Raw genomic sequence first — 24693 nt, forward strand, 5'->3', positions numbered from 1 at the left:
CTGAGCTACTTCGACTCCGTCGTCCTCGGCGTCGTCGAGGGGCTGACCGAGTTCCTCCCCGTCTCGAGCACCGGCCACCTGACGATCGCCAGCAAGGCCCTCGGGCTGAAGATCGACGACCCGGCGATCACCGCGTACACGGCGATCATCCAGATGGGCGCGATCTTCGCGACGTTCCTCTACTTCCGCAAGGACATCTGGCTGCTCGCCAAGGAGGGCACGACCGGCTGGATGTCGAGCGACTGGCGGCGGCGGCAGGACTTCAAGTTCGCCTGGTACGTCGTCGCCGGCTCGATCCCGATCGGCATCGTCGGGTTCCTCTCCAAGGACCTCATCACCGGCCCGCTGCGCAGCCTGTGGGTCGTCGCCGCCGCGCTCATCCTCTGGAGCGGCGTCATGTACGTCGCCGAGAAGCGCGGCCGGCAGAGCCTGGACCAGCAGGACCTCACCCTGAAGATCGTGCTGACGATCGGCCTCGTGCAGTGCCTCGCGCTGATCCCCGGTGTCTCCCGCTCGGGGGCGACGATCTCGGCCGGTCTGCTCCAGGACGTGAACCGGGTCACGGCGACCCGGCTGTCCTTCTTCCTCGCGATCCCCGCGCTCACCGCCGCCGGGCTCTACGAGCTCAAGGACGTCGACACCGCCGTCGTCGGCTGGGGCCAGATCGCGGTCGGCACGCTCGTGTCCTTCGCCGTGGCCTACGCGTCGATCGCGTGGCTGCTGCGGTTCGTCGCCAAGCACCCCATCACGGTCTTCGTGGGTTACCGGGTCGCGGCCGGCGCGGCGCTCCTCGTGCTGCTCGCGGCGGGTGTCGTCAGCGCCACCTGAGCAGGTGCCCCGGCCGCGCCGCGCCGTCCGGAGCGGCACCCCTTAGAGTCGGCTCGTGCCCACCGTCCTGCTCGTCCGCCACGGCCGCACGACCGCCAACGCGAGCGGCGTGCTCGCCGGCTGGACCCCCGGGGTGGGCCTCGACGACACCGGCCGCGCGCAGGCGCAGGCCCTCGCCGCCCGGATGGCGGTACTGCCGATCGCGTCGGTCGTCACGAGCCCGTTGCAGCGCTGCGTCGAGACCTCCGCGGCCCTCGTCGCCGTCGCGGGGCCGGACGCCGCCGCGCGGCCCGAGCCGGTCGTCGACGAGCGTCTCGGTGAGTGCCGCTACGGCGACTGGACCGGCAAGGAGCTCAAGGTCCTCGCGAAGGAGCCGCTCTGGGCCGTCGTCCAGGCGCACCCGTCGGCGGTGACGTTCCCCGGCCCCGAGGGCGAGTCGATGCTCACCATGCAGCACCGCGCCGTCGAGGCGGTCCGGGCGCACGACGCGCGGGTCGCCGCCGAGCACGGGCCGGACGCCGTCTGGGTCGCCGTCTCGCACGGGGACGTCATCAAGGCCGTCGTCGCCGACGCGCTCGGCATGCACCTGGACGCCTTCCAGCGGATCCAGGTCGACCCGTGCTCGGTGAGCGCCGTCCGCTACACCCCGCTGCGGCCGTTCTCGCTGCGGGTCAACGACACCGGCGGGGACCTGTCAGGGCTGCGACCGCCGCCCGCCAAGAAGCGCCGGGCCGCCCGCAAGGGCAGCCGGACGACGGCCGCCGACCTCGCGGCGGCCTCCGACGCGGCCGTCGGCGGCGGCAGCGGCAACCGCACCGGCAACGGCTAGGGTCTGTGGATATGTCTCGACAGGTCTTCGACTACGACCCGCCGGACCGCTTCGTGGCGGGCACGGTCGGTGAGCCGGGCCAGCGCACCTTCTTCCTCCAGGCGCGCGCCGGCACCCGGCTCACGAGCGTCGCGCTCGAGAAGACCCAGGTGAGCGTCCTCGCCGAGCGCGTCGACGAGTTGCTCGACGAGGTCCTGCGGCGCAGCGGCGGGCAGGCGCCGGTCCCGGCGCTCACCCCGACGGTCGCCGAGGACACCGCCGCGCTCGACACCCCCATCGAGGAGGAGTTCCGGGTCGGCACGATGAGCCTGGCCTGGGACGGCGAGACGAGCCGGGTCGTCATCGAGGCGTTCTCCGAGGGCGCCACCCCCGAGCTCGAGGACACCGACGACGAGGACGACGAGGAGCCCGTCGGGCTGCTCGCGGACGACGAGCCCGCGGCGTCCGGGATGGTCCTGCGGGTGCGGCTCACCGGTGCCCAGGCTCGTGCCTTCGCCAAGCGCGCCCTCGCCGTCGTCGCGGCCGGCCGCCCGCCGTGCCCGTTCTGCGAGGGCCCGCTCGACCCGCAGGGGCACATCTGCCCGCGGGCCAACGGCTACCGGCGCTGACCGTGCCCGCAGAGCCGGCCGACCAGGCGCCCGCCGAGCCGTCCGCGGCCGTGGACGAGGCGACCCGGGTCGAGATCCTCTCCCGCGGGGAGCTCGAGATCCGTGGCCGGCTCGTCGACGCGAGCAACGCGACACTGCTCGCGAGCGTGACGCTCGACGGCGTCACCGCAGCATGCGTGTACAAGCCGGTCGCGGGGGAGCGGCCGCTGTGGGACTTCCCGTCGCGCACCCTGGCCCGCCGCGAGGTCGCGGCCTACGTGCTGTCCGCGGGGGCCGGGCTCGACGTCGTCCCGGTGACCGTCCTGCGGGAGGGGCCGTACGGCACCGGCAGCGTGCAGTGGTGGGTCGACGAGGGCCAGGTCGACGAGGACGGGGACCCGGTCTCCGGGGAGCCCGGGGCCGGGCTCGTCGACGTCGTCCCGCCGCAGGAGCTGCCCGCCGGGTGGCGGCGGATCCTCGACGCCGAGGGCATCGACGGCCGCCCGGTCGTCCTCGCCCACGCCGACGACCCGACCCTGCGCCGGATGGCCCTGTTCGACGCGGTGGCGAACAACGCCGACCGCAAGGGCGGCCACGTCGTCCGGGACGCCGAGGGCGGCGTCTTCGGCGTCGACCACGGCCTCACCTTCAACCTCGACGACAAGCTCCGGACCGTGCTCTGGGGCTGGGCCGGCGAACGGCTGCCGGGGCAGGACCGCGAGCTGCTCGCCGTCCTCGTCCGGGACCTCGAGGGCGGCGGCCCGGTCCGCGGCGCGCTCGACGACCTGCTCGCGACGGAGGAGGTCGACCGGACCGCCGAGCGGGCCCGCGACGTCCTCTCCGCGGGGCGCTACCCGCGGCCGTCGTACGGCCGCCCGCCGATCCCGTGGCCGGCGTTCTGAGCCCGCCGCGACCGACGCGCGACCCTGCACGGTGAGCAGTTAGGCTCCGGTCGTGACTCGCTGGCCCGCGCCCCCCGTCCCGACCCTGCCCGGCCGAGGGCTCCCGGTCCGCCTCCACGACACCGCGACCGGCACCTCCGTGCGGAGCGCCGAGGGCCCCGTCGCCCGGATGTACGTCTGCGGCATCACGCCCTACGACGCGACCCACCTGGGCCACGCGTCGACGTACGTCGCCTTCGACCTGCTCAACCGGGCCTGGCGGGACGCCGGCCTCGAGGTCCGGTACGTCCAGAACGTCACCGACGTCGACGACCCGCTGCTCGAGCGCGCGAACGCGACGGGCGTCGACTGGAAGGTCCTCGCGACCGAGCAGACCGACCTGTTCGCCGAGGACATGGACGCCCTCGACGTCCTGCCGCCGGACGACTACATCGGTGCCGTCGAGGGCATCCCGCTCGTCGTCGACGCCGTCGAGAAGCTCATCGACCTCGGCTACGCCTACCGGGTCGGCGCCTCCGAGGACCACCCGGACGGCGACGTCTACTTCTCCGTCAACGCCGACCCGACGTTCGGGGCGGTGAGCCACCTCGACGAGCCACAGATGCTCGAGATCTTCGCCGAGCGCGGCGGCGACCCGGACCGGCCCGGCAAGAAGCACCCGCTCGACTGCCTGCTGTGGCGTGTGGCCCGCCCGGGCGAGCCCTCGTGGGACGGCCGCACCCTCGGCTCCGGCCGCCCCGGCTGGCACATCGAGTGCACGACGATCGCGCTGAAGCACCTGGGGATGGGCTTCGACGTCCAGGGCGGCGGCGCGGACCTGATCTTCCCGCACCACGAGATGGGCGCGGCCGAGGGCCACCTGCTCACCGGGACCCACCCGTACGCCAAGGTCTACGCGCACACCGGCATGGTCGGGCTCGACGGTCACAAGATGAGCAAGTCCCGCGGCAACCTCGTGTTCGTCTCGCGGCTGCGGGCGGACGGCGTCCCGCCGGCGGCGATCCGGCTGCAGATCCTCGCGCACCACTACCGCACCGACTGGGAGTGGACGCAGGAGTCCCTCGACGATGCGGTCGCCCGGCTCACCCGCTGGCAGACCGCCGTCCGGACGACGCTCCCCGACGGCGTGTCCGTCGGGCCCTCCCAGGAGGACACCCTGGCCGCGGTCCGCGAGCGGCTCGCCGACGACCTCGACGCCCCCGGCGCCCTGGCCGCCGTCGACGCCTGGGCGGACGCCGTCCTCGCCGTCCCCGGCACGACGGCCGCCCCCGCCGACGAGGCCGCCCACGGTCTCGTCGCCCTCACCGCCGACGCGCTCCTCGGCGTCCGGCTCTGAGTCCGGCCCGCAGGCGCTGACCGACGGTGGCGCGGCTGCGGGTCGACCTGCTCGGACCCGGTCGCGACGCCGACCTCGGATGCGCACCACCAGGCTCCGCCGCGCGGCAGAATCCCCGATCATGAGGGTGCCCGCCGGACTCGACCTGCGGCTTCTCGGCAGGTACCGGGCCCTGCGGGGAGGTCAGCCGCTGCGTTTCCGCAGCGCGTCCCAGGTGGCCCTGCTGGCCGTGCTCGCCGACCACCGGGGCCGGCCGGTGAGTACCGAGACCCTGGTCGCCGCGATGTGGCCGACGACCCGCCCGGACGCCCCGGTCGCCGCAGTCGCCTCGTCGGTCGCCCTGCTCGTCCGCGTCCTGGTGACCGCACCGCTGTGGGAGGTCGGCGCCCCGGGAACGGCTCCCGGCCCGGTGCCGGAGTGGGCCACCTACGACCTGGACGTCGTCCGGACCGCTGGCGGTTGGCAGCTCGACGCCCGCGCCGGGTCCGTCGACCTCGAGCGGTTCGAGGCGGACGCCGCCGAGGGTCTGCGGCTGCTGCGCGCCGGACTCCCGGCCGACGCGGTGGTCCGCCTCGGCGAGGCGGCGGGAACGCTCGGTCTGCCCGTGCTCGACGGCCTCCACGGCCCGTTCGACGCGCGGCGCGCCGAGGTGGAGGCCCGCCAGCTCGAGGTGGCGGCCGGATACGCCGACGCAGCACTGGCGCTGGGCCTGCACGACGACGCCGCCGAACTGCTGGAGCGTGCGACCCGGGTGTTCCCCTCGGCCCCGGGCCTGTGGGAGCGGCTCGCAGTGGCGCACGTCCGCGCCGGCCGCGGACCTGCCGCGTACCGGGTGCTCGACCAGGCGCTCCGCCTTCTCGGCCGCTCGGCCGACCCACGGTCCACGGCAGCGCTCAGCCGGCTGCGCAACGAGGTCATCGCCGGTGACCCGGCGCTGTGGTCGCCGGCCGCGGGGACGGCGATGACGCCCGCCCCCGGATCGGCGGCGGCGCCCGCGGCCGCGACGCTCCCGGGCACGCGGACCCCGCCGCGCCCGGCCGGTCCCGCCGCCGCACCCGTCTCCCGGCCCGCGACGTCGACCCGGTACCGGGTCTTCCCGCGGCTGGCCGTCCTGCAGGGCCAGGTCGAGGTGCCCCTGCGGACGCCGGAGCAACGGCGGCTGCTCGCCGTGCTGCTGCTGCGGCGCAACACCCCGGTGCCGCTCGCCGACGTCTGCGCCGGCGTCTGGGGCGACGACCCGCCGATGAAGCCGGGGCTCGCGGTCGACGTCCAGCTCGATGCGCTGCGCCGCACGTTCTCGCCGTACCCGCTGCCCGTCGGCCGGGCAGCAGGTCCCGCCTGGCAGCTGACCGTGCTGCCGGGCTCGGTGGACCTGGACGAGGCGGCGGTGCTCGTCGAGCGCGGCCGGGGCGACCACGCCGCCGGTCGCGCGGACGCCGCCGCCGACGCGTTCCGGGCGGCGCTCGACCTGCTCGACGGTCAGGCGCTCGAGGGCCTGGACGGCGAACCCTTCTCCACCGAACGGGACCGGCTCACTGCGTGGCGGGCGGGTCTGGTCTGGGAGTGCCTCGCCGCCGAGGTCGCGTGCGATCGCACCGACCGCGCGCTGCCCGACCTGCGTGACCTCGTCGCCCGGTACCCGCTCCGCGAGGACCTCTGGGAGTGGCTCGTGCTCGCCGCCGCCCGCCACGAGGGCCGCGCCGCGGGCCTGGCCGCCTACCACGAGGCCGAGCGGCACCTGCGTCGCGCGCTCGGTGCCGCGCCCGGGCCGGCGCTCCAGGCGGTGCGGGCAAGGGTGCTCGCCGGGAGAGTCTGACGAGCACCCGTTCCGGCACCGACTCACAGGCCATAGCGTGCCGACCGTGGCCTTGCTGGAGATCCGGCTCCTCGGGCGGTTCCGCGTGCTCCGCGACGGCCGCGACGTCACGCCCGGCGCCCCGGAACGTCTGCGCGTCCTCGCGGCGCTCGTCCTCGAGCGCGGCAGACCGGTGCCGGTCGGTGTCCTCGCCGACGTCGTCCGCCCGGGTGGCCACCCGCTCGACCCGGAGGCCCTCGTGCGTGGTCAGGTCCTCGCCGTGGACACGCTCCTGCACTCGACGACCAGGACGCGGTTCGCGGTGGCGGGGGACGCGACCGGGTGGACGCTCGTGCTGCCCGACCCGTGCACCGACCTCGACGCCCTCGACGAACGACTGGGGTCCGCGCAGCGGCTCGCGGCGAGCGGGCAACCCGCCGAGGCGCTGCGTGAGCTCGAGCAGGCACTCGACCCCGCCGACGCCGAACCTCTGGAGGACCTGCCCGGCCCGTTCTTCGCGCGCCACCGAGCGCGGCTGGAGCAGCGGTTGGAGGAGGTCGGTGTCCGCCTCGCGGGCCTGCTCGCGACCGACCCGCAGGACGGGAGCGTCGACGAGCTGGCCAGGCTCTCCCGACGGTTCCCAGGCGCGGTGCCGATCTGGCAGCTCCGGGCGGAGGCGGAGCTGGCGCTCGGTCGGGCCCGTTCGGCGATCGAGGTGTGCGACGCTGCGCAGCGCGCCCTCGGGCGCCCGGTCGGGTCCCCCGAGCCTGCGGGTCTCGCGGCGGTGCGGCATCGGGCGCACGTGATCCTGGACGAGGCAGCCGCGGCCGCCGCCCGTGCCGCGAGAGCAGCCGGTCTCCCTGCCCTGCCGCGGCCCGCGCCCAAGGCGGAGATGCGGCACCCGGACCTCCTCGTCGACCTGCTCCCGGGCTGGCTCGTCCGGTCGGCGATGGGCCGCAGGCGTCCGGCGGCGTCCACCGGAGCGGACCCGCTGCCGGGTCCACGGCTCCGGTTCGAGCTGCTCCAGGGCCCGCGGGTGCTCCTCGACGACCGGACGGTGCCTTTCGTCGGCTCGGCCGCCGGCCTGCTCGCCGTCCTGCTCCTCGCCGAGGGTGCCGCCGTGCCGTCGGACATCGTCCTGGGGCGGCTCCGGCGCGACCCGTACCCGTACCACGCCGAAGAGGTCGTCGGGGAGCTGCTGGACCGGGTCATCGGCCTCGTGTGGGCGGCGAGCGGTGGAACCGTCCGGCCGGACCTCGAGCCGACCACGCGCGGCTGGGTGCTGCGCACGAGCGGGTCCCAGGTCGACCTGCCGGTGCTCCGGTCGATCGCGGAGCGTGGTCAGCAGGCGTTGGAGCGCGGCCGCCTCGTCGAGGGCACGAGCGCGCTGCGCATCGTCCTCGACCGGGTGCCGCGGGTGCCCTTCCGGCGTGTGCCGGGCACCTGGGTCGCGGAGCGCCGCGCGGAGATCACGCTGTGGCGGGCCGGACTGGCGACCACGTACCGGACGGCAGAACGGACCCTCGCCGAGCGACGGACCGCGGCGGACGTCGCCCGTCGCGCCGCACGGGCCGCGCCGCTGGACGAGACGCGTTGGGAGGCGGCGGTGCTCGAGCTGCACCGGTCGGGCCGCACGGCCGACGCCCTGGCCGCGTACGACGAGGCCGAACGCGCGCTCCACCTGGGCCTGCGGACCGGGCCGGGCCCACGGCTGCAGATGCTGCGCCGCCGGATCACCGCCGACGACCCGCAGCTCCTGCTGCCCTGAGCGCCGTACCGTTGCCGATCATGGGGACGCTGCGGATCCGGCTGTTCGGGTCCCTGCACGTCGAGCGGGACGGCCGGGACGTCACCCCGCGCCGGACCGACGAGGGCGGGCTGCTCGCCGTCCTCGCGACGCGCCCGAACGTCCTCGTCACGGCGGGCGACCTCGTGGCGGCGGTCTGGCCGGGGAGCGAGCCGCTCCGGCCGCGGCAGCGCGTCACCGCGGACCTGGGCGGGGTGACCCGGGCGCTGGCGGGCGCCGACCCGCGGCTGGCCCGTCTCGACGTGACGGACGCCGGGTGGACCCTGCACCTCGCCCCCGGGGTCACGGACCTCGACGACTTCCGCGCCACCCTCGCCCACGGGCAGGCGGACCTCGCCGCGCGGCGCGTCCTGGCGGCCGAGAGCCGGCTCGCCCGGGCGGTGCAACTGGCCGCGCGCCCGGCCCACGAGTCGTTCACCGGGCCGTGGTTCGCCGCCCGCAGGCAGGAGCTGGAGGCAGAGGTCCTCACCGCCTGCCTCGCCCTCACCGACGCCTGGCTCGCGATCGGCGCGGACGACGACCTGCCGGACCGGATCGACGGCTTCCTCCGCCGCTTCGGCTCGTCCCCGGCGCTGTGGGAGCGCCTCGTCCACGCCCAGCGGGCCCTCGGGCAGGACGCCGACATCTGGCTCACGCTCCGCCGCGCGGAGGCGGCGCTCGGGCGGCAGGCCTGGAACGACCACGGCGACGCGCTGCACCGGCTGCGGACCCGGCCCGCGGCGATGCCCGTCGCGTCCCCGCGGGTGGCAGCCCTCGGCAGGCCCGCGCCCGGCGCTTCCCGTCCGCTCTCCGGCACCCCGGCCGACGACCGCGTCGCATCGTCGCCGACACCACCGCTGCGCTTCTCGCTCTTCGGGCCGTTCCGCGCGCTGCGGCACGGCCGGGACGTCACCCCGGCCGGCGCCGTGCCCACAGCGCTCCTCGCGGCGCTGGTCCTGTCCAGGGGGCGGTCCCTGCCGGCAACGGAGCTCGCGGCCGCGATGTGGACCGGCCGGACGCCCCTCGACCCCGAGGCCGCCGTCCGGATGGAGGCCAGGGTCCTCACCTCCCAGCTGCGGGCGACCACGCCGCCGCGCGCCGTCGTCGAACGCGGTCCCGACGGGTGGCTGCTCGACCTGCCCGACCCCTGCACGGACGCCGAGGAGGTCGACGCGCTGGCCCGCACCGGTCTGCGGCTCGCGGCCGAGGGCCGCTCCGAGGCGGCCGTCGACCCGCTGCTCGACGCGTGGACGATCTACGGCGACCGCCCGCTCGACGGCCTCGACGGGCCCTGGTTCGAGCCCCGCCGCCTCGAGCTCGACGACCGCGCGGCCCGGGCCGGCCAGGTGCTCGCCGACGCGCTCGTCGACGCGACGCTGGCCAGGACGACGACGCCCGCCGACCGGATCGAGCACGCGCTCGGCCTGCTCGAGGGGCTCGTCGCCCGGTTCCCGCGGTCGCTCGACCTCCGCGAACGCCTCATGACCGGGTACCACCTCGTCGGCGACACGGCCGGTGCGCTCGCCGTCCGGGACGACGCCCGGTACGAGCTCGGAGCGCACTGGCGGGGGCGCGCCGCGGCCGCCATCGACGACCTCCACGCGACGCTCACCCGCCCCGCACGCACCGCGCCGGCCCCCGATGCCGGGCCCACCGCGCCGGTCCCGGACGCCGCGCGCCCCCTGCCGCCACCGGCCCCGGCGAGCTGGGTCGCGGCGTCCGCCCCGCGGACCGCCCCCGCGCCGCCGTCGCCGCTGCAGGTGCGGCTCGCGGTGCTCGACGGCAGCCTCGTCGCCGTCGACGGTCTCGCCGTGCGGCTGCCCGACGCGGCATGCCACCGGATGCTCACCGCACTGCTGCTGCGGCACGGGACGGCGGTCGCGGACGGCGACCTCGTCGACGCCGCCGGCGTGCGACAGGCCGCTGACCCGTCCGCGACCGTCGACGCGCTGCTCGCGGCCGTGCGGACGGCGCTGGACGGCGTCAGCCCGGGGACCACGGCCGCGCTCGCCGGCGCGCTGAGCCTGCGCACCTCGGCGACCGCCGGCTCGCCCCCCGGCCGGGCGGCCCTCGTGCGTCCCGGGGTCCTCGACCTCGAGGTCGCGCAGACCCTCGCCGCCCGCGGCACCGCCGCCCTCGCCGCGGGACGGGCCGACGCCGCGGCCACCGACCTGCGCGCGGCGCTCGAGCAGGTGCCGTCCCGGCTGCTGCCCGGCCTCGACGGCGGCTGGTTCGCCGCCGAGCGGACCCGGCTCGGCGCCTGGCGCGACCGGACCGCCCGCGCCTGCGTGGACGCCGAGCTCGCCGCGGGCCACCCGGAGGCCGCCGTCGCGGACCTGCGCGCCCTCATCCGCCGTCACCCGCTCGACGAGGGCCTCACCGAGCAGCTCATGACGGCACTGGCCGGGCTCGGACGGCACGACGACGCCCTCGCCGCCTACGCGTCGCTGGACCGGCGGCTGCGTGAGCACCTGGGGACCGGGCCCGGCCCCACGGTGCAGATGCTGCGCCGGCGGCTGCTCGACACCCCCGGCTGACACGAGCAGGGGGAGAGGAGCCGGGCTCAGGCGCCGCCGGGTGCCGCGGGGCCGTCGTCCCGGCGCCGCAGGTACCGCTCGAACTCGCGGGCGATCGCCTCGCCGGTCGCCTCGGGGAGGTCCGCGGTGTCCTTGGCCTCCTCGAGCTGGCGCACGTACTCGCCGATCTCGCCGTCCTCCTCGGCCAGCTCGTCGACGCCGTGCTCCCAGGCGCGGGCGTCCTCGGGCAGCTCGCCGAGCGGCACGGTGACGTCGAGGAGCTCCTCGACCCGGCGCAGCAGGGCGAGCGTCGCCTTCGGCGAGGGGTTCTGCCCGACGTAGTGCGGGACGGCGGCCCACAGCGACAGGCCCGGCAGGCCCTCGCGCGCCGCGCCCTCGTGGAGGACGCCGACGATGCCGGTCGGGCCCTGGTACGTCGACGGCTCCAGGGCCAGCCGCTCCATGAGAGCGGGGTCGTCGCTCGTCGTCGAGACCGGGATCGGGCGGGTGTGCGGGACGTCTGCGAGCAGCGCCCCGAGGGTGACGAGCATCGTCGCGCCGTGCGCGGCCCCGTGCCCGAGAACCTCGACGACGAAGCTCCGCCAGCGCATGGAGGGCTCGATGCCCCGGACGAGGAGGACGTCGCGGTCGGCCCCCGGCGGGCGCGCCCACGAGATCCGGGTGGTGGGCCACGTGACGTGCCGCCGGCCCTCGTCGTCGAGGTGCACGACGGGGCGGTTGACCTGGAAGTCGTGGTAATCCTCGGGGTCCAGCTCGACGAACGGCGTGGCGCCCCAGACCTCCTCGAGGTGCGCGACGGCGTTGCTCGCCGCCTCACCGGCGTCGTTCCAGCCCTCGAAGGCCGCGACCATCACCGGATCCCGCAGGACCGGGACGTCCGGGTGCTCGCTCACCGGCCTCCTCCTCCTGGCGGGGACCACCCCCGCCGTCGGTGCTGCAGGCCGCCACGCGCAGGGCGACGGCTACGCCACCCTACGGCGCACCGGGCCGCCGCAGGAAAGGCGCCACCCGGGGGCGCGCCGGGGGCAGGGCCGTGAGCGGCGCCGCCGACAGCACGTAGGATGGACGCCTCATGAGCAGCCGCTCCGACATCCTCCGCACCCGGCTCGCCCGCAGCGTCGTCGTCGCCGACGGTGCCATGGGGACGATGCTGCAGGCCGCCGACCCCTCCCTCGCCGACTTCGAGGGCCATGAGGGGTGCAACGAGGTCCTCAACGTGACCCGGCCAGACGTCGTCCGCTCCGTGCACGACGCCTACCTCGCCGTGGGCGTCGACGCCGTCGAGACGAACACCTTCGGCGCGAACCTCGGCAACCTCGGCGAGTACGGCATCGAGCACCGCATCCACGAGCTGGCCCGGGCCGGCGCCGTGATCGCCCGGGAGGCCGCCGACGCGTGGTCGACCCCCGAGCAGCCGCGGTTCGTCCTCGGCTCGGTCGGCCCGGGCACGAAGCTGCCCTCGCTCGGCCACGTCGACTACGCGACGCTGCGGGACGCCTACGCCGTCCAGGTGGCCGGCATGGTCGAGGGCGGCGTGGACGCCGTCCTCGTCGAGACTGCGCAGGACCTGCTCCAGGCCAAGGCGGCGATCGTCGGCGCCAAGCGGGCCGTCGCCGCGGCGGGGGAGGACCTGCCGGTCATCGTCCAGGTCACCGTCGAGACGACCGGCACGATGCTGCTCGGCAGCGAGATCGGCGCCGCCCTCACCGCGCTGGAGGCGCTCGGGGTCGACGCGATCGGGCTGAACTGCGCGACCGGCCCGGCCGAGATGAGCGAGCACCTGCGCCACCTCGCGAAGCACTCCCGGGTGCCCGTCTCGTGCATGCCGAACGCCGGCCTGCCCGAGGTGTCCATGGAGGGCGCGCGCTACCCGCTGTCGCCGTCCGAGCTCGCGGACGCCCACGACACGTTCACCCGTGAGTTCGGTCTGGGCCTCGTGGGCGGCTGCTGCGGGACGACGCCCGAGCACCTGCGCCACGTCGTCGAGCGGGTCCGCGGCCGTGAGGTCACGGCCCGCCGTCCGCGCCCCGAGGCCGGCGTCGCGAGCCTCTACCAGCACGTGCCGTTCCGGCAGGACACCGCGTACCTCTCGATCGGCGAACGGACGAACGCCAACGGCTCCAAGGCGTTCCGCGAGGCGATGCTCGCCGAGAAGTGGGACGAGTGCGTCGACATCGCGCGCGCCCAGACCCGCGACGGCGCGCACCTGCTCGACGTCTGCATCGACTACGTCGGCCGGGACGGCGTCGCCGACATGAAGCAGGTCGTCGGCCGGTTCGCGACGGCCTCGACCCTGCCGCTCGTCCTCGACTCGACCGAGCCCGCCGTCCTCCAGGCCGGTCTCGAGCTCGTCGGCGGCCGCGCGGTCATCAACTCGGTGAACTTCGAGGACGGCGAGGGGCCGGGCAGCCGGTTCCACCGGATCATGGAGCTCGTCCGGGAGCACGGCGCCGCCGTCGTCGCGCTGACGATCGACGAGACCGGGCAGGCCCGGACCGTGGAGCACAAGGTCGCCGTGGCGTCCCGGCTGATCGACACCCTGACCCAGCAATGGGGGATGCACGTCGAGGACATCGTCGTCGACTGCCTGACCTTCCCCATCGCGACCGGCCAGGAGGAGACCCGCGGCGACGGGGTCGCGACGATCGAGGCGATCCGCGAGGTCAAGCACCGCTACCCCGGCGTGCAGACGACGCTCGGACTCTCGAACATCTCCTTCGGCCTCAACCCGGCCGCCCGCCAGGTGCTCAACTCGGTCTTCCTCCACGAGTGCGTCAAGGTCGGCCTGGACTCGGCGATCGTCCACGCGGCGAAGATCCTGCCGATGTCCCGGATCCCCGAGGACCAGCGCAAGGTCGCCCTCGACCTCGTCTACGACCGCCGCGTCCGGGACGACGACGGCCGGGTCACGTACGACCCGGTGAGCGCGATGCTCGACACCTTCGCGGGCGTCGACACCGCCGCGCTGCGCGCGGACCGCGCCGCCGAGCTCGCCGCCCTGCCCCTGGGGGAGCGGCTCGAGCGCCGGATCATCGACGGCGAGGGCAAGGGCCTCACGCAGGACCTCGACGAGGCGATCGCCGACGGCCGCAGCGCGCTCGACATCATCAACGACCACCTGCTCGCGGGGATGCGCGTCGTCGGCGACCTCTTCGGCCGCGGCGAGATGCAGCTGCCGTTCGTCCTGCAGTCCGCCGAGACGATGAAGGCGGCCGTCGCGCACCTCGAGCCCCACATCGAGAAGACCGACGACCAGGGCAAGGGCACGATCGTGCTCGCGACGGTCAAGGGCGACGTCCACGACATCGGCAAGAACCTCGTCGACATCATCCTGAGCAACAACGGGTACGACGTCGTGAACATCGGCATCAAGCAGCCGATCTCGGAGATCCTGCGGGCCGCCGAGGACGCGAACGCCGACGTCATCGGGATGTCCGGGCTGCTCGTGAAGTCCACGGTCGTCATGCGCGAGAACCTCGAGGAGATCAACTCCCGGGGCACCGCGACGCAGTGGCCGGTCATCCTCGGCGGCGCCGCACTGACCCGGGCCTACGTCGAGAACGACCTCGCCGACCTCTACGACGGCGAGGTCCGCTACGCCCGCGACGCGTTCGAGGGGCTGCGCCTCATGGACGCCCTCGTCGCCGTCAAGCGCGGCGTCCCCGGCGCCGAGCTGCCGGCGCTGCGCCCGCGCCGGGTGCGGCAGCGTGACGTCGCGCTGCTGCCCGACACCGACGGTGCGGACGACGGCCCGAGGGTCTCGGACGTCGAGCGCGGCCTCCCGGTGCCGACGCCGCCGTTCTGGGGCGAGCGGGTCGTCAAGGGCATCCAGCTCGCCGACTACGCGAGCTACCTCGACGAGCGCGCGACGTTCGTCGGCCAGTGGGGCCTCAAGGGTGCCCGCAGCGGCCAGGGTCCCTCCTACGAGGAGCTCGTCGAGACCGAGGGCCGGCCGCGGCTGCGGATGTGGCTGGAGCGGGTGAAGACCGAGGGCCTGCTGGAGGCGGCCGTCGTCTACGGGTTCTACCCGTGCGTCTCCGAGGGCGACGACCTGGTCCTGCTGCACCACGAGGGCGACGGCACCGGCGGCGTGCCCGGCACCGACCGGATGCGCTTCACGTTCCCGCGGCAGCGCCGCGACCGCCGGCTCTGCCTCGCGGACTTCTTCCGGTCCCGCGAGGAGGCGGAGCGGCTCGGCGGACCCGACGTCATCTCCTTCCAGCTCGTGACGATGGGCCCGCGGGTGGCCGAGGCGACCGCGGAGCTGTTCGCGAAGAACGCCTACCGCGACTACCTCGAGCTGCACGGGCTGTCCGTGCAGCTCACCGAGGCGCTCGCGGAGGCGTGGCACGCCAGGGTCCGCTCGGACCTCGGCTACGGCGCGCAGGACGACGGCGACCTGTCGGCGATCCTGCGGCAGGGCTACCGCGGCTCGCGGTACTCCTTCGGCTACCCGGCCTGCCCGGACCTCGAGGACCGCGCCAAGCTCGTCGAGCTGCTCAAGCCGGAGCGGATCGGTGTCGAGCTCTCCGAGGAGCTCCAGCTGCACCCGGAGCAGTCGACCGACGCCCTCGTCGTCCACCACCCCGAGGCGAAGTACTTCAACGCCACCTGAGCCCGCGCGACCGGGCACCGCGACGACGCGGACCGGTCGCCGGGCACCACCGAAGAAAGCGACCGATACCTCGTGAGTGCTCTCCCCGAGGAGAACCTCGTCCTGCCCGCCGCCGTCCTGTGGGACCTCGACGGCACGATCGTCGACACCGAGCCGTACTGGATCGAGTGCGAGTTCGCCCTCGTCGCCGCGCACGGCGGGACGTGGAGCGAGGACCACGCGCGCGCCCTCGTCGGGATGAACCTGCCGTACAGCGGCGAGTACATCCGCGAGCACGCCGGCCTCGACCTCACCGGCGAGCAGGTCGTCGCCGCCCTCATCGAGGGTGTCGTCGAGCGGGTCCGCGAGCACGTCCCGTTCCGGCCGGGCGCGCAGGACCTGCTCGCGGCCCTCGGCGACGCCGGGGTGCCGTGCGCCCTCGTGACGATGTCCTACCGCGACCTCGCGGACTCGATCGTCGCGTGCCTGCCGGACGGCTCGTTCGCGACGACCGTCTGCGGCGACGAGGTGGACCGGGGCAAGCCGCACCCCGAGCCGTACCTGCGGGCCGCGGCGCTGCTCGGCGTCGACCCCGCCGACTGCGTCGCCATCGAGGACAGCCCGACGGGTGTCGCCTCGGCGACCGCCGCCGGTGTGCCGGTGCTCGCCGTCGAGCACACGGTGCCCGTGCTCCCGGCCCCCGGCCGGCACGTCGTGAAGACCCTCGAGGGCGTCACGCCCGAGGACCTCGCCGGCGTCGCGGCGGCGCTGCGGGGCTGAGCCCGCCGCCGCCGGTCCTCCGGGCCGTGCGGCCGCCGCCCGTCGGATCTCCTGCCCGCGTTGCACAAACGTGACGTTCTGGTGGCGCCACGCCCTTCCTGGCCGCAACAGCGGGCCTCTAGGGTCGGCCCAACGTTGTGGGCCGGGCAGACGGCCGACACTCGGACGTGAGGTGGTCAGCATGCGACCCGGGACACGATGGCAGCACCGCACCGCGGTACGGGCCCTGGCGGTCACCGCCGCGGCCGGCCTGGCCCTCTCCGCCTGCAGCGGGGGCAGCAGCACGGCCACGGGGGACGCGACGGGCGGGGCGACGGACGGCGCCTCCGACGCGACGTTCATCTTCGCGGGGTCCGCCGACCCCATCACGCTCGACGGCGCCTACGTCAGCGACGGCGAGTCGCTGCGGGCCATCCAGCAGATCTTCGAGGGGCTCGTCACGAGCAAGCCCGGCACGACGGACGTCATCCCGAACCTCGCCGAGTCGTGGACCACGTCCCCGGACGGCAAGACGTGGACCTTCAAGCTCAAGAGCGGCGTGACGTTCACCGACGGGACGGCGTTCGACGCCGCGGCCGTCTGCACGAACTTCGACCGCTGGTACAACTTCAAGGGCATCCAGCAGTCCGCGTCGATCGCCTACTACTGGACGACGGTCTTCGGCGGCTTCGCGAAGAACGAGGACGACTCCCTCCCGCCGAGCCTGTACTCCAAGTGCGAGGCGACCGACGCGACGACCGCGACGATCACGCTGACGAAGGCGTCCTCGACGTTCCTCTCGGCGCTGTCCCTGCCCTCGTTCTTCATCGCGAGCCCGAAGGCCCTCACCGAGTTCAAGGCCGACGAGGTCTCCGGGACGGCGGACGCCCCCGTCTTCAGCGGCACCTTCGGCTCCGAGCACCCGATCGGCACCGGTCCGTTCAAGCTCGCCAAGTGGGAGAAGGGCAACCAGCTCATCCTCGAGCGCAACGACACCTACTGGGGCGCCAAGGCGAAGATCAAGACCCTCGTCCTCAAGCCGATCGCGGACGGCCCGGCCCGCCGGCAGGCGCTCGAGGCCGGCGACATCGACGGCTACGACCTCGTCGACCCCTCGGACGTCCAGGCGCTCAAGGACGGCGGCTACGAGATCCTCAACCGGCCGGCGTTCAACGTCGCGTACGTCGGGTTCAACCAGGCGATCAAGCCGCTCGACAACCCGAAGGTGCGCGAGGCCGTCGCCTACGCCCTCAACCGGGAGAACGTCATCAAGACGAACTACCCCGAGGGCGCGCAGGTCGCGACGCAGTTCATGCCGCCGGAGGTCTTCGGCTACGCGAAGGACGTCCCGACGTACGCGTACGACCCGGCGAAGGCCAAGGCCCTGCTCGCCGAGGCGGGGGTCCCGAACCCGACGGTGGAGTTCTGGTACCCGACCGACGTGTCCCGGCCCTACATGCCGAACCCCGAGGCGAACTACCAGCTCTTCAAGAAGGACCTCGAGGCCGTCGGCTTCAAGGTCACGACGAAGTCGGCGCCGTGGAACCCGGACTACCTCAACCAGGTCGACGCGGGCAAGGCCGCGATCTACCTGCTCGGCTGGACCGGCGACTTCGGCGACCCGGACAACTTCATCGGGACGTTCTTCCAGTCGACCCAGCTCCAGTGGGGGTACAAGAACAAGGACCTCCAGTCCCTGCTCGACAAGGCCGAGGCGGAGACCGACCTGGCCAAGCGCACCGCGGACTACGAGCAGGCGAGCAAGGTCATCATGACCGACCTGCCCGGCGTCCCGTACGCGCACACCCAGCCGTCGCTCGCGTTCAAGGCCGGGGTCACCGGCTTCGTCCCGAGCCCGACCTCGAGCGAGCTGTTCACCGACGTCACGGTCCCGGCCAAGTGACCTGTCGCTGACCGTCCCGGTGCCCGGTCCGGTCCGGTGCCCGCCCTCGCGGCGGTCACCGGGCCGGACCTGCACCACGTGTGGTGAGGGGGCCTCGTGCTGAGGTTCGCGGTCCGGCGGCTCATGCAGCTCGTCCCGATCCTGCTCGGCCTGTCGATCCTGCTCTTCTTCTGGGTGCGGGCGCTGCCGGGCGGGCCGGCCGTCGCGCTGCTCGGCGAGCGCGCGACGCCCGAGAAGATCGCCCAGATCAACCGGCTCTACGGGCTCGACCGGCCCTGGTACGAGCAGTACCTGTCGTTCCTCGAGCGCGCGGTGCAGCTGAACTTCGGCTCGAGCATCCGCACCCAGCGGCCCGTCACCGAGGAGTTCCTCCGGCTCTTCCCGGCGACCGTCGAGCTGAGCCTGGCGGCCGGGATCTTCGCCGTGGGGCTCGGCATCCCGCTCGGGTACCTCGCGGCGCGGCGGCACACGACCCTGCTCGACAACGTGTCCGTGACCGGCTCGCTCATCGGCGTGACGGTGCCGGTGTTCTTCCTCGGCTACCTGCTGAGGTACGCCTTCGCGGTGAAGCTCGGCTGGCTGCCGGCGACCGGGCGGCAGGACAGCCGCGAGTTCCTCGACGCCGTGCACCCCACCGGGTTCTACGTGCTCGACGGGATCATCACGGGCAACCCTGCAGCCGCCTGGGACGCCGCCAAGCACCTGATCCTGCCCGGGATCGCGCTCGGCACGATCCCACTGGCGATCATCACCCGGATCACCCGGGCGTCGGTGCTCGACGTCGTCCACGAGGACTACGTCCGCACCGCCGAGGCCAAGGGCCTGCTCAAGCGGACGATCACCCGCCGGCACGTGCTGCGCAACGCGATGCTCCCGGTCATCACGGTGACCGGCCTGCAGGTCGGGCTGCTCCTGTCGGGCGCCGTCCTCACCGAGACGGTCTTCGCCTTCGACGGGGTCGGCCGGTTCCTCAACCTCGCGATCTCGAACCGGGACTTCTCCGTGATCCAGGGGTTCATCCTCATCATCGCCGTCATCGTCGTCGTGGTGAACCTGCTCGTCGACATCGCGTACGGCCTCGTCGACCCGAGGGTGAGGGCCCGATGACGGCACCGCACGAGCTCGGCGCCGCCGCCGACCCGCGGACGGCGATGGTGCTCGCCGGGGCGGAGGAGGGCGGCTCGCTCGGCCGCGACGCGTGGCGGCGGCTGCGCCGCGACCCCGCGGCCGTCGTCGGCTTCGTGCTCGTCGTGCTCTTCGTCGCCGTCGCGGTGCTCGCGCCGTGGCTCGCCCCCTACGGCCCGACCGACACCCCGGGCCAGGGCACGGTGACGCCGACGAACATCCCCGGCCCGTCCGCCGAGCACTGGATGGGGCTGGACAACCTCGGCCGCGACGAGCTGAGCCGGGTGCTCTACGGCGCCCGGCAGTCACTGATCATCGGCGTCGTCTCGCTGCTCCTCGGCGCGACGGTCGGCATCCTGCTCGGGCTGCTCGCCGGCGCGTTCGGCGGCTGGGTCGACAACATCGTCATGCGCGTCGTCGACATGATGCTCGCCGTGCCGCAGCTGCTCTTCGCGATCGCCGTCGCCGCGATGCTCGGCCAGTCGCTCACCTCCGTGATGATCGCGATCGGCGTGACGAACGTGCCGGTGTTCGCGCGCATCCTGCGCGGCTCGATGCTCGCCCAGCGGGGGAGCGACTACGCCCTCGCAGCGACCTCGCTCGGTGTCCGGCGGCGGTTCGTCGTCCTGCGGCACGTGCTGCCGAACTCGCTGTCACCGGTCATCGTCCAGGGCACTCTCGCCCTGGCGACCGCGATCATCGACGCCGCGGGCCTGTCGTTCCTCGGGCTGTCCGGCTCCGACCCGGGCGTCCCCGAGTGGGGCCGGATGCTCTCCGAGACGCAGCGGTTCCTCGCGTCCGCGTTCCACCTCGCGGTGTTCCCGGGCCTGGCGATCGTCTTCGCCGCGCTCGGGTTCACCCTCCTCGGGGAGTCCCTCCGCGAGGCCCTCGACCCGAAGTACCGGCGGTGACGCGGATGGGAACCGGCACGAGCGAGGAGCTCGACCTCGGCCAGGCCCCCGGCCGCCCCGGGCGGACGGCGTACGACGGGCCGCTGCTCGCCGTCGACGACCTCTCGGTGACGTTCACCCGCCGCGGCCGGCGCGACGTCCGCGCCGTCGACGGCGTGAGCTTCGCGATCCGGCCGGGGGAGACCGTCGGCCTCGTCGGGGAGTCCGGCTCCGGCAAGTCGGTGACGGCGCTGGCCGTCATGGGCCTGCTCCCGGGGCGCGGCGTGCGCGTCGGCGGGAGCGTCCGGCTCGAGGGTGAGGAGCTGCTCGGCGCGTCGGACGACCGGCTCCGCGACCTGCGCGGGCGCGAGATGGCGATGGTCTTCCAGGACCCGATGACGTCGCTCAACCCGGTCGTGAGCATCGGCGTCCAGGTCACCGAGGTGCTGCGCCGGCACCGTGACATGACCCGCGAGCAGGCGTCCGTGGAGGCCGCCTCCCTGCTGCGCCGGGTCGGCATCCCGGACCCGGTCCGCCGGCTCAAGGACTACCCGCACCAGCTCTCCGGGGGGATGCGGCAGCGGGCGCTCATCGCCAGCGCGCTCGCCTGCCGGCCACGGCTGCTCATCTGCGACGAGCCGACGACGGCGCTCGACGTGACGATCCAGGCGCAGATCCTCGACCTGCTCCGCCAGCTCGTCCGGGAGTCCGGGACGGCCCTGCTCATGATCACCCACGACCTCGGGGTCGTCGCCGGGCTCTGCGACACCGTGCACGTCATGTACTCGGGCCGCGTCGTCGAGTCCGCGCCGCGACGGCCGCTGTTCGGCTCGCCCCGGCACCCGTACACCGGCGGCCTGCTCGCGTCGATCCCGCGGCTCGACGCGCCCCGCGGTGCGCCGCTGCACCCGATCCAGGGCTCGCCGAACGACACGATCCCGTGGGAGACCGGCTGCGCGTTCGCGCCGCGGTGCGACCACCGGGTCGACGCGTGCACGACGTCCGCGCCCGCGCTCGAGGTGCGCGGGCACGCGTCAGTGCGCTGCTGGAACCCGCTGCCGCCGCCGGGCCGGACAGCCGCGGCGCAGGAGGAGGACGCGTGAGCGAGACCGTCGGGGAGCCCACAGCGTCCGCGCCGGCCGGGGCCGGCCCGCTGCTCAAGGTCCGGGGCCTCAAGGTGCACTTCCCGATCGTCAAGGGCGTGTTCGTGGACCGGGTCGTCGGGCACGTGCGCGCCGTGGACGGCGTCGACCTCGACGTCGCGCGCGGGAGCACGTACGGCCTCGTGGGGGAGTCCGGCTGCGGCAAGAGCACGCTGGGGCGGGCCGTGCTGCGGCTCGTCGAGCCGACCGCGGGGACCGTCGAGTTCGACGGCGTCGACGTCGCGTCGCTCAAGGGCGAGGCTCTGCGCCGCGAGCGGCGCCGCATGCAGATGGTCTTCCAGGACCCGATGTCGTCGCTGGACCCGCGGCAGAGCGTCGAGTCGGTCCTTCTCGAGCCGCTCGCCGCGCACGGGGTGACGCCGGAGGGCGGCAAGGACGCGCACGTGCGCCGGCTGCTCGACGTCGTCGGCCTGCCGGGGAGCGCGGCCGGCCGGTACCCGCACGAGTTCTCCGGCGGCCAGCGGCAGCGCATCGGGATCGCCCGCGCGATCGCGCTGAACCCCGACCTCGTCATCGCCGACGAGCCGGTCTCGGCGCTCGACGTCTCGGTGCAGGCGCAGGTCGTCAACCTGCTCGAGGACCTCCAGGAGCAGCTCGGGCTCACGTACGTCGTCATCGCGCACGATCTCGCCGTCGTCCGGCACGTGAGCGACACGATCGGTGTCATGTACCTCGGGATGCTCGTCGAGGAGGCCCCGAGCGACGACCTCTACGCGACGCCGCGGCACCCGTACACGATCTCGCTCATGTCGGCGATCCCCATCCCGGACCCGGACGTCGAGGACCGCCGCGAGCGGATCCTGCTCGCCGGCGACCTGCCGAGCCCCGCGAACCCGCCGTCCGGCTGCCGCTTCCACACCCGTTGCCCGTTCCGGCAGGAGACGCGCTGCGACGACGAGGTCCCCGCGCTGCGGACCCTCGCCCCGGGTCACCGGGTCGCCTGCCACTGGGCCGAGGAGGTCGCCGACGGCCGGATCACCCCGGCCGCGTCCGCGTTCGACGCGACCGCCGTGCCGACCGAGACCTGAGCACCGGTCGCGCTGCGCCCGGCACGGCGAGGGCGGCGGGTCACGTGCACCCGCCGCCCTCGCCGTCCCCTCGCACCTGTCAGGGCGTCGGCCCGGCTACTCCGTCGCGATCGCCTTGAGGATGTCGAGCCGGACGGCGCGGACCGTCGGCAGGACCGCGGCGAGGACGCCGACGAACGCGGACGCCGCGAGGACGACGAGGATCGTCGACCACGGGATCGCGAGCAGCTCCAGGCCCTGGTTCCTGAGCCCGCGCTGTAGCGCGACGCCGAGCCCGACCCCGAGCGCCGTGCCGAGCAGCGCCCCGAAGAGCGCCGTCGTCACCGCCTCGATGGTGATCATCCCTGACAGCTGGCGGCGGCGAAGGCCCACGGCCCGCAGCAGCCCGATCTCCCGGGTCCGCTCGAAGACCGACAGCGCCAGGGTGTTGATGATCCCGAGCACAGCGATGACGACGCTGAAGAGCAGGAGCGCGTAGAGGATGCCGAGGATGATGTTCACCCCGGCAGCCGCGGTGCTCTGGAACTCCTCGCCGTCCTCGACGCTCACGACGAGGAACTCCTTGACCTCGCCGACGAGCGCGGCCCGCAGCGCGGTCAGGTCGGCACCGGGCGCCGCCTTGACGAAGACGCCCTGGTTGAACCGCTGCGCCGCCGGCACCGCGGCCTCGAGGAGGTCCTCCCCGACGACGATATCCGTCGCGAGGATCTGCATCGGCGCGAAGACCCCGCCGACTGTGTACTCCTTCTGTGCCAACGCACCGACTGCCAGAGAGACCTTCGAGCCGGTTGTCCAGCCCTGCTCCGCCGCGGTGTCCCCGTTGACGATGATCTCGCCGCGGTCGATCGCGTCGAGCGAGCCCGACCGCATCGTGATGTCGAAGTTGTCGCCGAGCCCCTTCGCGGTCCCCGCGGAGGCGCCGAGGTCGTCGCCGTCGCTGGTCCGCACCCCGAACCCGACGGCGTCGGCGACCGACTGCACCCCCGGGAGCGCTGCGACCGCCGGCCCGACCGACGTCGGGACAGCGACGCCGCCACCCGCGGAGAGCACGAAGTCGGAGCGGATCTCCTGCGCGACGAGGTCCGCGACGCTCGCCTTCGTCGACTGCGCGACGACGCCGAGCGCCGAGATGAGTGCGAGCCCGATCATGAGCGCGCTGGCCGTGGTGGCCGTCCGCCGCGGGACCCGGAGGGCGTTCTCCCGGGCGAGCTTGCCGACGACGCCGAGCGTCGCGGCGAACGGTGCCGCGACGACCCGGATCACCGGGCGGGCGAGGACGGGTGCCGACGCGATGGCACCACCCTTCACCAGCAATGCACCCGGGCCGACGAGCTGCCAAGCGATGTCGTCCCGGGTGACCCCCGCGACGACGAGGCCCGCGCCGACGGCCATGCCCGACAGACCGAGGCCACCGCGTAGGCGCAGGCCCTTCGCGGGGATCGACATGTCGTCGCGCATTGCAGCGACGGGGGCGATCCTCGCCGCGCGGCGGGCCGGCAGGTACGCACCGATCATCGTCACCACGGTGCCGATGACGAGGCTCACAGCGACGGTGAGAGCGTCCACCGGAAGGTCCGAGGACAGGTCGATGCCGACGAAGGACCGCAGCGCGGCCTTCGCGCCGGCCGCGACGAGGACCCCGAAGCCGATGCCCACGGCCGAGCCCACCAGGCCGACGACGAACGCCTCGCCGAGGACCACCCGGCGCACCTGCGGCCGCGAGGCCCCGACCGCACGCAGGAGCGCGAGCTCACGCGTGCGCTGGGCAACGATCATCGCGAACGTGTTGTAGATGATGAACCCACCGACGAACAGTGCGATGAAGGCGAACACCAGCAGGAACGTCGTGATGAACCCGAGTGCGGTGCCCAGCGTCTCCTGGTTCTCCTTGTTGAAGTCCGTGACGGTGATCGCCTCCGCGTCGGCGGGCAGCGCCTTCGCGACGGCGGCGCGCAGCGTCGCCTCGCTCGTGCCGTCGGCCGCCTCGAGCTGGAAGTCGCCGACCCGGCCGTCGGGTGCGAAGAGGGTGCGGGCGCTCTGCGCGTCGACGAGCACGGCGGTCGCGCCGAACGTCGTCCCCGCACCGAACTTCACCTCACCGACGATCGTCACGGACTGCCGCTGGTCGCCGATGACGGCCTGGGTGGTGTCGCCGACGGCGAGCCCGCTCAGCTCGAGCGTGCGTTTCTCGACGGCCACCTCGCCGGCCTTCGTCGGCCCGCGGCCGTCGAGCAAGGTGAAGGACTGGCCCTGCGGGTCCCAGTAGAAACCGAGACCCGGCGCACCGCCGCTGCGGACCGCCGTCCCGTCCTTGCCGGCGATGAGCGCGGTGCCCTGCAGGTCGGGGACGACCCGCTTGACCCCGGGCACGGCCGCGAGCTGCTTCTCGAGGTCGAGCGGGAGTGCCGCCCGGCCGGACGACGCCTGCCCGGCGGCACCCGTCTCGGTACCTCGGACGACGACGTCGACGCCCTTGGACGCCTGGTTGAACAACCCGTCGAGGGTCGCCCGGATACTGTCGCTGAGCACGAAGGTGCCCGCGACGAAGCCGGTGCCGACCATGACGGCGAACGCGGTGAGCAGGAAGCGGAGGAAGTGCCCGCGGACGCTCTTGAGCGTGATGCGCAGCAT

The 24693-nt window shown here is 74.3% G+C and carries 17 protein-coding genes; 15 read left to right on the forward strand and 2 right to left on the reverse strand.

Annotated elements, in window-relative coordinates; all coding sequences use genetic code 11:
- The 8 genes from EDJALFJO_RS28870 to EDJALFJO_RS28905 all read left to right on the forward strand — a co-directional run bounded on the left by EDJALFJO_RS28870 (position 1) and on the right by EDJALFJO_RS28905 (position 10600).
- Entirely contained in the window at positions 1–828 is an 828-nt protein-coding gene (locus tag EDJALFJO_RS28870) for an undecaprenyl-diphosphate phosphatase (protein WP_088289800.1), read from the forward strand.
- 55 nt (positions 829–883) lie between these two features.
- Entirely contained in the window at positions 884–1657 is a 774-nt protein-coding gene (locus EDJALFJO_RS28875; RefSeq protein WP_088289778.1) for a histidine phosphatase family protein, read from the forward strand.
- Positions 1658–1668: 11 nt separating this feature from the next.
- Positions 1669–2265 carry a DUF3090 domain-containing protein gene (locus EDJALFJO_RS28880; protein ID WP_088289779.1) on the forward strand — a complete coding sequence of 199 codons (597 nt, stop codon included), beginning with the start codon at positions 1669–1671 and terminating at the stop codon, positions 2263–2265.
- Between the two features lie 2 nt (positions 2266–2267).
- Positions 2268–3146: an SCO1664 family protein gene (locus tag EDJALFJO_RS28885; protein ID WP_198950741.1), complete on the forward strand. Its 879-nt coding sequence runs from the start codon at positions 2268–2270 to the stop codon at positions 3144–3146.
- Positions 3147–3198: 52 nt separating this feature from the next.
- The gene (gene mshC / locus EDJALFJO_RS28890; protein ID WP_088289780.1) at positions 3199–4482 is read left to right on the forward strand and encodes a cysteine--1-D-myo-inosityl 2-amino-2-deoxy-alpha-D-glucopyranoside ligase; all 1284 of its coding nucleotides are present in this window, start codon (positions 3199–3201) and stop codon (positions 4480–4482) included.
- Between the two features lie 121 nt (positions 4483–4603).
- Positions 4604–6298, forward strand: coding sequence for a BTAD domain-containing putative transcriptional regulator (locus EDJALFJO_RS28895; RefSeq protein WP_158220604.1), 1695 nt, complete (start codon positions 4604–4606; stop codon positions 6296–6298).
- 46 nt (positions 6299–6344) lie between these two features.
- A complete protein-coding gene (locus EDJALFJO_RS28900; RefSeq protein WP_158220605.1) occupies positions 6345–8045 on the forward strand; it encodes a BTAD domain-containing putative transcriptional regulator in 1701 nt (566 codons plus the stop codon).
- Between the two features lie 20 nt (positions 8046–8065).
- Complete coding sequence (locus EDJALFJO_RS28905; RefSeq protein ID WP_143448851.1) at positions 8066–10600, forward strand: BTAD domain-containing putative transcriptional regulator; 2535 nt, start codon at positions 8066–8068, stop codon at positions 10598–10600.
- Positions 10601–10626: 26 nt separating this feature from the next.
- On the opposite strand, the gene EDJALFJO_RS28910 is transcribed toward EDJALFJO_RS28905, so the two are convergent.
- The gene (locus tag EDJALFJO_RS28910) at positions 10627–11493 is read right to left on the reverse strand and encodes a PAC2 family protein (RefSeq protein ID WP_088289784.1); all 867 of its coding nucleotides are present in this window, start codon (positions 11491–11493) and stop codon (positions 10627–10629) included.
- A 179-nt stretch (positions 11494–11672) separates the two neighbouring features.
- On the opposite strand from EDJALFJO_RS28910, the gene metH reads away from it, so the two are divergent.
- From metH to EDJALFJO_RS28945, 7 genes are all read left to right on the forward strand, one after another.
- On the forward strand, positions 11673–15215 hold the full coding sequence (metH, locus tag EDJALFJO_RS28915) for a methionine synthase (protein ID WP_088289785.1): 3543 nt from the start codon (positions 11673–11675) through the stop codon (positions 15213–15215).
- Between the two features lie 72 nt (positions 15216–15287).
- Positions 15288–15974: an HAD family phosphatase gene (locus EDJALFJO_RS28920; protein ID WP_088289786.1), complete on the forward strand. Its 687-nt coding sequence runs from the start codon at positions 15288–15290 to the stop codon at positions 15972–15974.
- Positions 15975–16155: 181 nt separating this feature from the next.
- The gene (locus tag EDJALFJO_RS28925) at positions 16156–17856 is read left to right on the forward strand and encodes an ABC transporter substrate-binding protein (protein WP_088289802.1); all 1701 of its coding nucleotides are present in this window, start codon (positions 16156–16158) and stop codon (positions 17854–17856) included.
- Between the two features lie 96 nt (positions 17857–17952).
- Positions 17953–18963, forward strand: a complete 1011-nt coding sequence (locus EDJALFJO_RS28930) for an ABC transporter permease (protein ID WP_088289787.1) — start codon at positions 17953–17955, stop codon at positions 18961–18963.
- On the forward strand, positions 18960–19892 hold the full coding sequence (locus EDJALFJO_RS28935) for an ABC transporter permease (RefSeq protein WP_088289788.1): 933 nt from the start codon (positions 18960–18962) through the stop codon (positions 19890–19892). Before EDJALFJO_RS28930 ends, EDJALFJO_RS28935 begins: the two co-directional genes overlap by 4 nt.
- Before the next feature lie 5 nt (positions 19893–19897).
- Entirely contained in the window at positions 19898–20974 is a 1077-nt protein-coding gene (locus EDJALFJO_RS28940) for an ABC transporter ATP-binding protein (protein ID WP_088289789.1), read from the forward strand.
- A complete protein-coding gene (locus tag EDJALFJO_RS28945; RefSeq protein WP_088289790.1) occupies positions 20971–22062 on the forward strand; it encodes an ABC transporter ATP-binding protein in 1092 nt (363 codons plus the stop codon). The genes EDJALFJO_RS28940 and EDJALFJO_RS28945 overlap by 4 nt, the downstream gene beginning before the upstream one ends.
- 96 nt (positions 22063–22158) lie before the next feature.
- Here EDJALFJO_RS28945 and EDJALFJO_RS28950 read toward each other — a convergent pair whose 3' ends face one another.
- Entirely contained in the window at positions 22159–24693 is a 2535-nt protein-coding gene (locus EDJALFJO_RS28950) for an ABC transporter permease (protein ID WP_088289791.1), read from the reverse strand.

It is taken from the genome of Kineosporia sp. A_224 (genome assembly GCF_002198655.1).
Classification (GTDB): domain Bacteria; phylum Actinomycetota; class Actinomycetes; order Actinomycetales; family Kineosporiaceae; genus R-H-3.

Excerpts from the sequence above, each read along its gene's own strand:
- EDJALFJO_RS28905 (WP_143448851.1), top strand. The coding sequence starts at position 8,066 with ATGGGGACGCTGCGGATCCGGCTGTTCGGGTCCCTGCACGTCGAGCGG.
- EDJALFJO_RS28895 (WP_158220604.1), top strand. The coding sequence starts at position 4,604 with ATGAGGGTGCCCGCCGGACTCGACCTGCGGCTTCTCGGCAGGTACCGG.
- EDJALFJO_RS28880 (WP_088289779.1), top strand. The coding sequence starts at position 1,669 with ATGTCTCGACAGGTCTTCGACTACGACCCGCCGGACCGCTTCGTGGCG.
- EDJALFJO_RS28925 (WP_088289802.1), top strand. The coding sequence starts at position 16,156 with ATGCGACCCGGGACACGATGGCAGCACCGCACCGCGGTACGGGCCCTG.
- EDJALFJO_RS28940 (WP_088289789.1), top strand. The coding sequence starts at position 19,898 with ATGGGAACCGGCACGAGCGAGGAGCTCGACCTCGGCCAGGCCCCCGGC.
- metH (WP_088289785.1), top strand. The coding sequence starts at position 11,673 with ATGAGCAGCCGCTCCGACATCCTCCGCACCCGGCTCGCCCGCAGCGTC.
- EDJALFJO_RS28950 (WP_088289791.1), bottom strand. The coding sequence starts at position 24,693 with ATGCTGCGCATCACGCTCAAGAGCGTCCGCGGGCACTTCCTCCGCTTC.
- EDJALFJO_RS28935 (WP_088289788.1), top strand. The coding sequence starts at position 18,960 with ATGACGGCACCGCACGAGCTCGGCGCCGCCGCCGACCCGCGGACGGCG.